This is a genomic window from Nocardia sp. NPDC004568, from assembly GCF_040609955.1.
Taxonomy (GTDB): Bacteria; Actinomycetota; Actinomycetes; order Mycobacteriales; family Mycobacteriaceae; genus Nocardia.
Window position 1 is genome coordinate 78,379 of record NZ_JBEXLL010000003.1, and the last position, 13,377, is coordinate 91,755.

A 13,377-nucleotide genomic window follows, 5' to 3' on the forward strand; every position below is an offset into this window, starting at 1 on the left:
CCGCTGTATGGCCCGCGCACGGCGCCGGCCGGTGGCCGGTGCACCACTGAGCAGGACTCGCCCGGCGCGCGGGCGGTGTCTTCCGGTATCGCGGTCCCCGCCGCCTGTCCCGGAGGTCAGCGGCCCTCGCGGATGATCGCCTCGATATTGCGTTCGGCCAAGGCGGTGATGGTCAGCGATGGGTTCACGGTGCCGGTGCTGCCCGGGATCGCCGCGCCGTCCATGACGTAGAGGCCCGGGTGCCCGTGCACCCGGCCGTAGGAGTCCGTCGCCCTGCCCAGCACCGCGCCGCCGAGCGGGTGCGCGGTGAACAGGGCGTTGGCGTCGTATCCGAGTGCGCTGTACTCGGCCACCGCACCGGCCCGCTCCGCGATACGCCGGTCCACCGCCCGGGCCGCCGCCGTCACCTCGTCCTGGGCCCGGCGCGGCCAGCTCAACCCCACACCACCGGAGAGGGGGTTGTAGCCGAACCGCGCGCGCGTCGGATCGAGGACCATCGCCAGCGAGGCGAGCGCACCGGTCTCGAACGGGATCCCGGGGATGTACCAGTTCTCCAGGGACAGCGCCGTACCGGTGTCGTCGAAGATCCGGCTGGCACTGGGCACACCCTGCCCGTTACCCGCGACCGAACTCGCCCCGCGAGCGAGCACCACATCACCGTTGGTGCCCCAGCCGTCGCCGATATGTTCGTTGAGCCGCGGCAGCGTACCGGTCGCCCGGGCCCGGACCAGCAGTTCGGAGGTCCCCACCGAGCCCGCGCCCAGGAACAACTTGTCGCAGGTGAGGGTTCTTTTCGCGAGTACCGCGCCGGTGGGGGCGAGCTGGGTGACCGTGACCACGAACCGGCCGCCGGCTTCCTGGGCGATCGTATCGACGCGGTGGCCGGGGTAGATCTTCGCTCTACCGGTGGCCTCGGCGTCCTTCAGATAATTCTGGTTCAGGTCGAACTTCGCGCCATTGGAGTTGCCGAGATTGCTGCGTCCGGCAGTCGCCGAGGTCCGCACGGCGCCGGACAGTTCACCACGCAGGACATCCCAGGTGAAGATGGAGTCGTTGGGCACGGGCCGGTAACCGGCCTTGCGCACCTGGTCGTCCCAGGCGCGGGAATGGGTGAACGGCGCCGAGCGGTAGATATCCTCCGGCATCGGATCCAGCCGCAGTTTCGCGCGCACCCGCGGGTAGTACACGCGGTCCAGCTCGCCGTAGTCGACCACGCCGCCGAAGACGTGGTCGAAGAGCCGGCGTTCCGGCGCGATCATCGCGCCGGTGAAAACGACCGAGCCACCGCCTACCGCCGCGCCGCGCCAGACGTCGATGCCGTCGAAACGGGTGCAATCCAGCACGCCGCCGAAATCGGCGAACCGCATCGGCACCTTGGTGACGCCGGTGAAGCTGGTGGTATGCCAGAAACCGCGGCCGTCGGGCAGGTCGTCGCCGGTGAAGATCTCGCGCCACGGGTCGTTGGGCCAGCGGGAACCACGTTCGAGCACCGTGGTCAGGACCCCGGCCTCCGCCAGCCGCAAGGCGCTGACCGCCGCGCCGAATCCGGAGCCGATCACTATGGCCTCGGTGTGCTCGGGGGGCGCCGGCACCGGCGCGAAAATCTCCGGAACCCACTGCGCGAACAGTTCGTGCCAGATCGGCTCCGCCGCGGCCCGCGGCAGTGCCACCTCCGATCTCGGAACCGCCGACCCCACCGCACCGATAAGGGCAGCCGCCCCCGCGGCCTTGAAAAGGGCACGCCTATCCACCCCAGGACACCTCTCTGGTAACGCAACAGCGCACGGATGGTACCGAGAATCGACGGGTGTGAACAGTCGTGGCGCGTAGGCCGATCCGGCTCCGCGACGACTAGCCGAAGACCAACCGGATCACCGCGAGGGTGCCCACGACCACGATCACCGCGCGCAGTACGTTCGGCGGCAGCCGCCGCCCCACCTTGGCTCCCAGTTGTCCTCCGATGATCGCTCCGGCCGCGATCAGGGCCACGACCAGCCAATCCACCTCGGCGACCGCGATGAAAACGATCGCCGCGAGCCCGTTGGTGAGCAGGGCCAGCACATTCTTCACCGCGTTGAGGCGCTGGATGTCCTCGTGGACGAACACCCCGAGCAGGGCGAGCAGCAGCACGCCCTGGGCCGCGCCGAAATACCCCCCGTAGATACCGGTGCCGAAAATGGCGGCCAGCAGGATCGGGCCGCCGTGCGCGGGAACGTTGTCTGCCTCGCCCTGCCGCTGCCGGACCCACGCCGACAGCCGCGGCTGTACCACCACCAGTATCAGCGCCGCGATGATCAGCACCGGGACGATGGCGGCGAACGCGCCGGCGGGCAGGGTGAGCAGCAGGACCGCGCCGACCGCGGCGCCCAGCAGCGACGCGGAGCTGTAGCGCAGCACCCGGCCCCACTGCCCGGACAGTTCCCGCCGGTAGCCGATCGCCCCGCTCAACGAGCCGGGCACGAGTCCGACCGTATTCGACACATTCGCCGTCACCGGCGGCAAACCGAGGGCCAGCAGTACCGGGAAGGTGATCAGCGTCCCGGACCCGACGACAGTGTTGATGCCACCCGCGGCGATTCCCGCGCCGAAAACGGCCAGCATCTCCAGCCAAGTCATGCTCGAACCCTCGACCTCTCCGGACCGGCGTCCGGTCACTCGCAACCCCCAGGGGACGCTAGCGGTTGCCCGCCCCGGAGATCACGACGGGTCCGCGCGACGGCGCCGGGTGGCCTGCGCGCCCGGCAAACACCACCGCCACGGCGCGGCGACGGCTGCGGCGGCACGGAACGCGCCGCCTTGTGAAGCACCGGCCCTCCGGACCGCCCCGGCAGGTCCGGGACACGAGGAGGTAGACTCGCACGGGTCATGCAGCGGGCACTTCTTCTCAGCCGCCGCGACGGGGTCTGATCGGACCGGCTTCCCGTCGCGGGGTTCCGCCACGCCGGTCGACCCAATTCGGGAAACAATCTCACCCACGGAGAAATCGCATGTCACCCGCTGACGCCTTCGTATCCGGCACGCGCACCATCACCGCGCCCGCCAAACCCGCGCCCGGCGACCAGCCCGCGTGGAACAAGCAGAAGAACTCGTCCCTGCCCGTCTTCCGCTACCGTCCGTTCGCCGAGGAAGTCGAGCCGGTCACGCTGCCGGACCGCACCTGGCCGGACAAGGTGATCGACCGAGCACCCGCCTGGTGCGCCGTCGATCTGCGCGACGGTAATCAGGCGCTGATCGATCCGATGAGCCCCGCCCGCAAGCGCCGGATGTTCGATCTGCTGGTGCGGATGGGTTACAAGGAGATCGAGGTGGGCTTCCCGTCCGCCAGCCAGACGGATTTCGATTTCGTCCGGGAGATCATCGAGGACGGCGCCATCCCCGACGACGTCACCATCCAGGTGCTCACCCAGTGCCGTCCCGAGCTGATCGAGCGCACCTTCGAGGCGTGCTCCGGCGCGGCGAACGTGATCGTGCACTTCTACAACTCCACCTCCATCCTGCAGCGCCGGGTGGTGTTCCGCGCCGACCGCGACGCCGTGCAGAAGATCGCCACCGACGCCGCCCGGCTGTGCCTGGAGACCGAGAAGCGCTACCCGGACACGAACTGGCGTTACGAGTACAGCCCGGAGTCCTACACCGGCACCGAACTGGAGTACGCCAAGCAGGTCTGTGACGCGGTCTCGGAGATCATCGCCCCGACCCCGGACAAGCCGCTGATCATCAACCTGCCGGCCACCGTCGAGATGGCGACACCGAATGTGTACGCCGATTCCATCGAGTGGATGCACCGCAACCTGGCGCGGCGCGATTCGATCGTGCTGTCGCTGCACCCGCACAACGACCGGGGCACCGCGGTCGCGGCCGCGGAACTGGGCTACCAGGCCGGCGCCGACCGCATCGAGGGCTGCCTGTTCGGTAACGGTGAGCGCACCGGCAACGTCTGCCTGGTGACCCTGGGCATGAACATGTTCTCCCAGGGTGTCGACCCGCAGATCAACTTCTCCGATATCGACGAGATCCGTCGCACGGTGGAGTACTGCAACCAGCTCCCGGTGCACGAGCGCCACCCCTACGGCGGCGATCTGGTCTACACCGCGTTCTCCGGCAGCCACCAGGACGCGATCAACAAGGGCCTGGATGCCATGAAGGCGAGCGCGGACGCGGCCGGCTCCGATGTGGACGACATCTCCTGGGAGGTGCCCTACCTGCCGATCGACCCGAAGGATGTGGGGCGCACCTACGAGGCGGTCATCCGGGTCAATTCGCAGTCCGGCAAGGGCGGCGTGGCCTACATCATGAAGACCGATCACGGGCTGGCCCTGCCGCGCCGGCTGCAGATCGAGTTCTCGCAGGCCATTCAGCAGATCACCGACGGCGAGGGTGGTGAGATCACCCCCAAGGAGATGTGGGACGCCTTCGCCGACGAGTACCTGACCCCGATCCGGCCGCTGGAGCGGATGCGCCAGAAAGTCACCGCCGCCGAGACCGACGGCGGGACCGACCGCATCACCGCGGCGGTCAAGGTGGACGGCGTCGAGCAAGAGGTCACCGGTAGCGGCAACGGCCCGCTCGCGGCCTTCGTCGACGCCATCGCCGCGGTCGGGTACGAGGTGGAGGTGCTCGACTATTCCGAGCACGCGCTGTCCGCCGGCGACGACGCCCAGGCCGCGGCGTATGTGGAGTGCGCGATCGGCGACCGCGTCGTCTGGGGTGTCGGTATCGCTACCTCCATCACGACCGCTTCGCTGCGTGCGGTGGTCTCGGCCGTCAACCGGGCCGCCCAGAAGCAGTAACCCACACTCACTGTTCAGGCCGCCGTCACCCGTACCGGTGACGGCGGCCTCATCGGTGGTAAACCGTCCGGCATGCGAACCTTCGCGTACCTGCTAGCGTTGGCTCCGGACTCCACGCCGCCGAGCTCTCTGCTCGAAAATCCCGAGCAGATGGGGGAACTGTGACTACTGACGAACACGATCCGACTTCCCAGCCCTGGCCCTCGAGTCAACCGGTGGATACCACCGGCCGCGGCGGCGACTCGGATGCGGTGCCGCCCGAGGATCCGGCAGAAAAAGAACCGGAGCCGCGTACCGACTCGGACGAGCCCGCGGAGCAGGTGTCTTCCGAAGCGCCACCCGCGGAAACCGGGCCGGGGGAAGCCGATCCGACCGCGGAAACCGGTTCCGGGGAAGCCGATCCGGCCGCGGGAACCGATACTCCGGAGAAGTCCGCGGAACCGGGTCCCGCGGGCGACCCGGAAGCCGCCACCACCACCGGTTCCGAGCATCCGGTATCGGGTGACGGCAGCGCCGAAGACGATTTCCCGACGGCGGGCCCCGCCGAACCGGGCACCCCGCTGTTGTCCGACGGCAACGGGTTCGCGCCACCGGCATCGGCCGACGGCGGCGCCCTCTACGGGAACGCCCCGTTCGACCAGTTCGCCCCGCCGGTGCCCGGCGGGGCTTTCAGTGCGCCTGCCCCGGAGCAGTTCCCGGGCCCCGGCACGCCACAGTTCCCGCAGCCGGACCCGAACGATTTCCAGCCGGCGAGCATCGGGCCCGGCGCGGACCCCACGCAGGCCGGCCCCGGTCATTTCCAGGCCCCGAACACCGGATACGGCAGCGGACAATTCCCACAACCCGACGCCGGCCAATTCCCGACGGGCGCGGCTGGGTTCACAGCCCCCGACGCCGGCCAGTTCCAGGCCCCGAATACCGATTTCAGCAGCGGGCAATTCCCGCAACCGGGCCCGGGCCAGTTCCAAGCTCCGAACACCGATTTCAGCAGCGGGCAATTCCCGCAACCGGGCCAGTTCCAGGCCCCGGAGGGCGGACACGGCAGCGGGCAATTCCCACAGCCGGACGCCGGCCGGTTCCAAGCTCCGAACACCGATTACGGCAGCGGGCAGTTCCCACAGCAGGCCCCGGGCCAGTTCCAGCCCGGGCCGGGGCAGAACCCGCCGGACTCCTTCGCGCCCTCCGGTCCGCCGACCGGTCAGTATCCGCAACAGGATCCGAACCTCTATCCGGGGCAGCCGGCGCCGGAACAGCCACCGTACGCTTCCTCTCCCCAGCCCACCGGCGGCTACGCACCACCGTCCGCGCCGCAGCCGGGTCCCCCGCCCGCGCCGGAGAGCGAACCGGGCGGCCCGATCTACAGCTGGGCCCCGCCACCGATGCCGGCCGCGCCGCCACCCGTACCGCAGCCGCAGTACCAGCCGCCGCAGCCCCCGGCCGCGCACAATCCGCCGACCGGGCAGTTCCAGCCTGCCGCGTGGGGCGATCCCGGCCGGCCGACCGCCCCGCAGCAGCCGCCCCAGCAGCAGTTCCAGCAGCCCGGCCAGCCGGTGCAGCACGGTCAGCAGCAGTTCGCGCCGCGGCAGATACCCGAACCGGGCCAGCTCGGTAATTCGGTCAACGACCTCAACCTGCTGAAACGAGCCCGTAAGGCGCCGCGCAGCGGTTGGCGGCGGGCGGTGCACAAGGTGTCGCGGGGTGCGATCAATCCGGGCGAGTCGGCCTCCGATGTCGTCCACCGGGACCTGGTGAGCCGGGTGAACGCGCCGGTCTACGGCGATTTCCGGATCGCGATCCTCTCGCTCAAGGGCGGGGTCGGTAAGACCACCACCACTGTCGGTCTCGGCGCCACCTTCGCGTCCTTGCGGGGCGACCGGGTGATCGCGATCGACGCGAACCCCGACCTGGGCACCCTTGCCCACCGGGTACCGCGCCAGACCCGCTCCACCGTGCGCAACCTGCTGGAGGACCAGAACATCACCCGCTACTCGGATGTGCGGGCGCACACCTCGCAGTCACCGAGTCGGCTGGAGGTGCTGGCCAGCGAGCAGGACCCGGCGGTATCGGAAGCGTTCAGCGAGGCCGACTACCGGCGCGCGATCGGGATCCTGCAGTCGTTCTACAACATCATCCTCACCGACTGCGGTACCGGACTGATGCATTCGGCGATGTCCGGGGTGCTCGATATGGCGAGTTCGCTGGTTTTGGTGACCTCCCCCGCCATCGACGGCGCGCGCAGCGCCTCGGCCACCCTGGACTGGCTGGACTACCACGGCTATTCGCATCTGGTGCAGCAGACCGTGGTGGTGGTCAACGCGTCCCGGCGCGGCTCCACCTCGGTGAACCTGGACCATCTGCGCCGGTTGTTCCTGGACCGCACCCGGGCGGTCCAGGTGGTGCCCTTCGACGACCATCTCGCCGAGGGCGCCGAAATCGATCTGGAACTGGTGAGCAAACCGACCCGGCAGGCCCTGCTGGAGCTCGCCGCGATGGTCGCCGACGATTTCGCCAATGTGGACGGTTACCCGTACGGCAACCGCTACTGATCGACAGCGGGCGGCGGTTCGGCGGTGACCCGCCGGGCCGCCGCCGCGAACGAGTCCAGTACCGCCGCGATGGCGGGACGGTTCTCGGCCCGCGGCCTGGTGACCAGGTCGTAGAGGCGGGCCGCGCGGACACCGGACAGTCGTAGCTGGGACAACCCCGGGTGGGTGACGACGTAGCGGGGCATGAGCGCGACGCCGTATCCGGCGCCGACCAGTGTCTCGATCATCCGGAAATCGTTCAGGCGCTGCACGATCCGTGGTTCCACGCCGGTTATCGTGGCGATCGACCGCAGCACGTCGTCGACGGGAACCCGCCGCGCACGCTCAACCAGGCCTCCTCGGCCAGTTCCTCGGCCGCCACCGCGTCCTTTCCGGCCAGCGGATGGTCGGGTGCCACCAGGACATCGATGGGTTCGCGCATGAGCACCCGGGAGCTCACCCGCGGCCCGGAGACCGGTGCGGCGCGTTCGTCGCGATGGGTCAGGACGATGTCGTAGTCGGCGAGCAGACCGGGTGTCTCGTGCGGGGGCACATCCTCGTCACCGGCCACGATATCGACCCCGCTGCCGGCCATGGCGGGCAGTACATGGGGCAGCAGCAGCGCACCGCCGGAGGGGAAGACTCCCACCCGACCCTGCCCGCGCGGGGATCCGCGATAGTGCGCCATTTCCGCGACGGCGCGCTCGAGTGCGGCGAGTACCTCGTCGGCCCGGACCACCAGGGCATGCCCGGCGTCGGTGAGGCGGACCCGGCGGCCGCTCGGTTCGAGCAGCGCGACGCCCGTCTCCCTGGTCAGCACTTTGAGTTGTTGTGACACTGCCGACGGAGTCATGGACAGGGCCGCGGCGACCGCGCCGATCGTGCCGCGGTCGGCGAATTCGCGCAGGATACGGAGCCGTTCCACCGACAGCGAGGAGTGCGCACCAACCATTAAGCAATACTAAATCATTGATACATAACAATTCGTTTGTGCTCAAAGGTTGATACATCCCATGATTACTCTGTGACCTCGCGTGACCGCATACTCGCCCTGACCGTGATTCTCCTGTGGGGTCTCAACTTCCTCGCCATCCGCGTGGGCCTCGACCATCTGCCGCCGTTCTTCTTCGCCGCACTGCGGTTCGCGGTGATCGCGGTACCGGCGCTGCTCTTCATCCCACGTCCCACCGTCCGGATGCGCTGGCTCCTGCTGTACGGGACGGGCTTCGGGATACTGCAGTTCGCGTTCCTGTTCACCGCGATGCGGGTGGGCATGCCCACCGGCCTGGCGTCGCTGGTCCTGCAATCCTCGGCGCCGTTCACCGTGGTGCTCGGGGCGCTGCTGCTGCGGGAGCGGTTGCGGCCGGTGCAGATCGCCGGACTCACCGTCGCGGTCGCGGGGATGGCGGTCATCGGCTGGAACCAGTTCGCGCACGCCGCCCTGCTACCCGTGCTGCTCACGCTGGCGGCCGGGTTCGGTTGGGCATTCGGTAATCTCGGCGCGCGGCAGGCAGGCGTGGAAGCGCCGGACACCAATCCGCTGCATCTCACGCTGTGGATCACCGCCGTACCGGTACTGCCCCTGTTCGCGCTCTCGGTTCTCTGGGAAGGCCCGGCCACCGGCGTCCGGGCACTGGCGGGCACCTTCTCGGCGGAGGGCTGGCCCGCGCTGGCCGGCCTGGTCTACATCGTGGTGCTCGGCACGATCGCCGGATCCGGCCTGTGGACATATCTCCTGAGCCGGTATCCGGCGAGTAGTGTCGCGCCGCTGTCGCTGCTCGTTCCGGTGGTCGGGTTCACCGCCGCGTGGATCTTCCTGGACGAGGCACCGGAGCCCGCGAGTCTGATCGGCGGGGTGATCGTGATCGCCGGAGCCTTCGCGGCGACGGCCGGCGCGAGGAAGACCCCGCCGGAGCCGGACCCGCCCGCGACGGTGGAACCAGGCGCGGCGAGGACGCTGGAACCCGCCGTCAGATGAGACGGCGCCGTATCGATCGCGCGGTCGGTGCACCGGCGCGGCCGGATTCCGTTTAGAGTTGGCCCGATCGAGACAGCTCCCCCGGGTTAGGCAGCAGTAGACAACATGGCAGAGCAACGGTGGCCCGCGTCGGGTGCCGCGAAGGTTCCAGGTCGATCTGCCGGGGTGGGCGCGTACAGCCGGCGAAGTGTGCTCCGCGCCACTGCGGCCGCGGGTCTCGGGGCGGCGACCGTAGCCGCGCTACCCGGAGCTACCGCCCGCGCCCGGCCCGCCGCACGGGTCGCCGTACTGGGCGGCGGTGTCGCCGGGCTCACCGCGGCCCACGAACTCGCCGAACGCGGCTTCGAGGTGACCGTGTACGAACGCCGGGCGCTCGGCGGCAAGGCACGCAGCATGCCGGTACCGGGCACCGGGACCGAGGGCCGGCCGGACCTGCCCGGCGAACACGGCTTCCGCTTCTTTCCCGGCTTCTACCAGCACATTCCCGATACAATGCGGCGGATTCCTTACGGCGGGAACGCGAACGGAGTCTGGGACAACCTGGTCGGCGTACCCGACGCCCGATTCGCCCGGGCCGACGCCGACGATATCCGCGCGCCACTGGGTTTCGGCCGCGTGGACGCCGCATCGCCCGAAGGCATGCGGGAAAGCCTGGCCTCGGTCATCTCCACCACACTGAAGATGACGCCGGCCGAGGGCTTGTTCTTCGCCAACCGGCTGCTGGTCTTCAACACCAGTTGCGACGCGCGGCGCTTCGGCCAGTGGGAGCACACGTCCTGGTCGGATTTCGTGGGCGCCCACGCACGGTCGCACGAGTTCCGCGCGCTGGTCTCGCGCACTCTCACCAGCCTGCTGGTCGCGGCCAAGGACGAGCTGGCCAGTGTGCGCACCATCGGGTCGATGGGTGAACAGTTCCTGGGCAACCCGATGCAGATCGGCCACGACGGCGATCTGGACCGGGTGCTCAACGGCCCCACCAATATCGTGTGGATCGACCCCTGGGTCGCGCGGCTGCGCGAACTGGGCGTGCGATTCGAAGTCGGCGCCGAAGTGCGGGGGCTCGAGGTCCGGGACCGGCGCGTCACCGGCGCCCGGATCGTCACCGGTTCCGGGGCCGCCGAGACCGTGACGGCGGACCACTTCGTCGTGGCACTGCCCGCCGAACGCGCCCGGGATCTGTGGAACGCCGACATCCTGTCCGCCTGGCCGCAGCTGGCATCGATGAGCCGGCTGTTCACCGACTGGATGAGCGGTATCCAGTTCTACCTGCGACGCCGGCCCGATCTCGGCAGCGGCCACGCCGCCTATATCGATTCGCCCTGGTCGCTCACCTCCATCGCGCAGAACGCATTGTGGTCGCGCAAACTGGACCGGTACGGCGACGGAACGGTGGTCGACTGCCTGTCGGTGGACATCTCCGATTGGAACACTCCCGGCATCCTCTTCGGCAAGACCGCCAAGGAATGCACACACGAGGAGGTCGCCAAGGAGACCTGGGCACAGATCCTCGCACACCTCAACGACCGCGATCAGGTGCTGGGTGACGCCGACCTGCACTCGTGGTTCCTCGACCCGGGAATCACCTGGAACGCCGAGCGCCGGGAAAACGCGAACGCCGACCCGTTGCTGATCAACACCGCGGGGTCGTGGGAGCTGCGGCCCGAACCGCACGGCGGTGTCGAGAACCTCTACCTGGCGGGCGATTACGTGCGCACGAATATCGACCTGGCCACCATGGAGGGCGCCAACGAATCCGCCCGGGCGGCGGTGAACGCGCTGCTGGAGGTCACCGGTTCGGACGCGCCCCGCTGCACGACCTACACACTCTGGCGAGCCCCGGAACTCGAACCCCTGCGCCGCGCCGACGCCGACGCGTACGCGGCCGGACGGCCGAACGCATTCGATATCCAGTTCTGAAGCCGTTGCCCGGTCGGTCGCAGTCCGCAACTGCCGCGTCCCTGTCCGGCCACGCTCGCCGAGCAGCCTGATCGGCCTTTCCCGGTATTCTCCCGCCGGGGCCGCTCGGCCGGGCGCCGGCGAGGATATGTCACTGTGGTGTGAACTGCCCCGCGCCGCGCGAGGCCGGGCGCGAGGGGTCATTAGACTGCGCGGCGTGGCAGAGATATCGGTGCGGGGGCGGCTGGCCCTCGGGGTGGCCGGCGCGGCAGCATGGGCCTCGCGCAAGGCGGGCCGTGGCAACGGGTCGATGATCGGCGGGCTGCTCGCGCTGAAGATCGACCCGCAGATCATGAAGCAGCTCGGCCGTGGGCGGCGTACCGTGCTGGTCACCGGCACCAACGGCAAATCGACCACCACCCGGATGACCACCGCGGCGCTGAGCACGCTGGGCGAGGTCGCCACCCAGGCCGACGGCGCGAATATGGACGCCGGGATCGTCTCGGCGCTCAATGTCCACCGGGACGCGCGGCTGGCCGCGATCGAAGTGGACGAACTGCATCTTCCGCACGTCACCGATGCCCTCGAACCGGAGGCGGTCGTACTGCTGAACCTCAGCCGCGATCAGCTGGACCGGGTCGGCGAGATCAATATGATCGAACGCCGGCTGCGCTCGGGTCTGGCCCGGCACCCGGACACGGTCGTCATCGCCAACTGCGACGACGTACTGGTCACCTCCATCGCCTACGACCATCCGAATGTGGTGTGGGTCGCCGCCGGCGGCGGTTGGGCGATGGACGCCACCAGCTGTCCGCGCAGTGGGGAACCGATCCTGTGGGAGGGCACCCACTGGTACAGCACCGGAACCGATTTCGCTCGCCCGCAACCGGATTGGTGGCTGGACGGCGATAAGCTCTGCGGCCCCGACGGCGTCCGGCTACCACTGCGGCCGGCGCTGCCCGGCCGGGCGAACCGGGGCAACGCGGCGCAGGCGGTGGCCGCGGCGGTGGCGCTGGGCGCCGATACGGAACAGGCCTGCGCCGCCACCGGCACCGTGCGGGAGATCGCCGGCCGCTACCGCACCGTCCAGGTCGGCGAACACGCCGCCCGGCTGCTGCTGGCCAAGAACCCGGCCGGCTGGCAGGAGGCGCTGTCCATGATCGACCACAGCGCCTCGGGGCTGGTGATCGCGGTGAACGGTCAGGTACCCGACGGCGAGGACCTGTCCTGGCTCTGGGATGTACGGTTCGAGCATTTCGAGGACGTCCACGTCGTCGCGGCCGGGGAGCGCGCCACCGACCTCGCGGTGCGCCTCACCTACGCCGGGGTCGCCCACACCACCGTCGCGGACCCTGTCCGCGCCATCGCGTCCTGCCCGGCGGGCCCGGTCGAAGTTCTCGCCAACTACACCGCGTTCCGCGATCTCAACCGTGACCTCCAGGAGCGGAACCGATGAGTGATTCGACAGTACGCATCGGCCTGGTGCTGCCCGATGTGATGGGCACCTACGGTGACGGCGGCAACGCGCTGGTCCTACGGCAGCGGCTGCGGCTGCGCGAGATCGACGCCGAAATCGTGGAAATCACCCTGCCCGACCCGGTACCGGACTCACTGGACATCTACACCCTCGGGGGCGCCGAGGACTCCGCCCAGCGCCTGGCCACCCGCCACCTGCAGCGTTACCCCGGACTGCAGAACGCAGCCGGGCGCGGCGCCCCGGTGCTGGCGATCTGCGCGGCGATCCAGGTCCTCGGCCGGTGGTACGAGACCTCGAGCGGCGAACGGGTGGAAGGCGTCGGCCTGCTGGACGCCACCACTTCGCCGCAGCAGACCCGCGCGATCGGCGAGGTGATGACGAACCCGCTGCTCACCGGGCTGTCCGCACTACTCACCGGATTCGAGAACCATCGCGGCGGCACCACCCTGGGCCCGGACGCCACCGGCCTCGCCCGGGTGACCCGCGGTATCGGCAACGGCGTCGGCGACGGGCTCGAAGGCGTGGTGCAGGGTTCGGTCCTGGGCACCTACATGCACGGCCCCGCCCTGGCCCGCAATCCCGAACTCGCCGACTACCTGCTGTGCCGCGCCCTCGGCGTGGACTCCCTGCCCCCGCTGGACCTCCCCGAAGTCGACCAACTCCGTCGTGAGCGCTTGCGCGCCTGAGAGCGCCTGGAGCCCGGGGTCTGCG

8 protein-coding genes and 1 pseudogene are annotated in these 13,377 nt (G+C 69.6%); 6 read left to right on the forward strand and 3 right to left on the reverse strand.

Annotated features, from left to right (window positions below; all coding sequences use genetic code 11):
- Positions 1-116: 116 nt before the first annotated feature.
- Positions 117-1,751 carry a GMC oxidoreductase gene (locus ABZV91_RS02335; protein WP_355234127.1) on the reverse strand — a complete coding sequence of 545 codons (1,635 nt, stop codon included), beginning with the start codon at positions 1,749-1,751 and terminating at the stop codon, positions 117-119.
- 100 nt (positions 1,752-1,851) lie between these two features.
- A complete protein-coding gene (locus ABZV91_RS02340) occupies positions 1,852-2,616 on the reverse strand; it encodes a sulfite exporter TauE/SafE family protein (protein ID WP_355234130.1) in 765 nt (254 codons plus the stop codon).
- Positions 2,617-2,987: 371 nt separating this feature from the next.
- Here ABZV91_RS02340 and leuA point away from each other — a divergent pair, with 371 nt between their 5' ends.
- Positions 2,988-4,790 carry a 2-isopropylmalate synthase gene (gene leuA / locus ABZV91_RS02345; protein ID WP_355234133.1) on the forward strand — a complete coding sequence of 601 codons (1,803 nt, stop codon included), beginning with the start codon at positions 2,988-2,990 and terminating at the stop codon, positions 4,788-4,790.
- A 215-nt stretch (positions 4,791-5,005) separates the two neighbouring features.
- Complete coding sequence (locus tag ABZV91_RS02350; RefSeq protein WP_355234136.1) at positions 5,006-7,336, forward strand: AAA family ATPase; 2,331 nt, start codon at positions 5,006-5,008, stop codon at positions 7,334-7,336.
- Here the strand turns inward: ABZV91_RS02350 and ABZV91_RS02355 are convergent.
- Positions 7,330-8,246: pseudogene (locus tag ABZV91_RS02355) on the reverse strand (LysR family transcriptional regulator). The gene ABZV91_RS02350 and the pseudogene ABZV91_RS02355 overlap by 7 nt on opposite strands.
- Positions 8,247-8,339: 93 nt before the next feature.
- On the opposite strand from ABZV91_RS02355, the gene ABZV91_RS02360 reads away from it, so the two are divergent.
- The 4 genes from ABZV91_RS02360 (at position 8,340) to ABZV91_RS02375 (ending at position 13,352) form a co-directional block, all read left to right on the forward strand.
- Positions 8,340-9,293 carry an EamA family transporter gene (locus ABZV91_RS02360; protein WP_355234139.1) on the forward strand — a complete coding sequence of 318 codons (954 nt, stop codon included), beginning with the start codon at positions 8,340-8,342 and terminating at the stop codon, positions 9,291-9,293.
- A gap of 189 nt (positions 9,294-9,482) precedes the next feature.
- A complete protein-coding gene (locus ABZV91_RS02365; RefSeq protein ID WP_355234142.1) occupies positions 9,483-11,210 on the forward strand; it encodes an FAD-dependent oxidoreductase in 1,728 nt (575 codons plus the stop codon).
- Positions 11,211-11,406: 196 nt separating this feature from the next.
- Positions 11,407-12,645 (forward strand): MurT ligase domain-containing protein, encoded by a 1,239-nt coding sequence (locus ABZV91_RS02370; protein ID WP_355234145.1) that lies wholly within the window; start codon positions 11,407-11,409, stop codon positions 12,643-12,645.
- Positions 12,642-13,352 carry a glutamine amidotransferase gene (locus ABZV91_RS02375; RefSeq protein ID WP_355234148.1) on the forward strand — a complete coding sequence of 237 codons (711 nt, stop codon included), beginning with the start codon at positions 12,642-12,644 and terminating at the stop codon, positions 13,350-13,352. Before ABZV91_RS02370 ends, ABZV91_RS02375 begins: the two co-directional genes overlap by 4 nt.
- Positions 13,353-13,377: the final 25 nt, after the last annotated feature.

Excerpts from the sequence above, each read along its gene's own strand:
- ABZV91_RS02340 (WP_355234130.1), bottom strand. The coding sequence starts at position 2,616 with ATGACTTGGCTGGAGATGCTGGCCGTTTTCGGCGCGGGAATCGCCGCG.
- leuA (WP_355234133.1), top strand. The coding sequence starts at position 2,988 with ATGTCACCCGCTGACGCCTTCGTATCCGGCACGCGCACCATCACCGCG.
- ABZV91_RS02375 (WP_355234148.1), top strand. The coding sequence starts at position 12,642 with ATGAGTGATTCGACAGTACGCATCGGCCTGGTGCTGCCCGATGTGATG.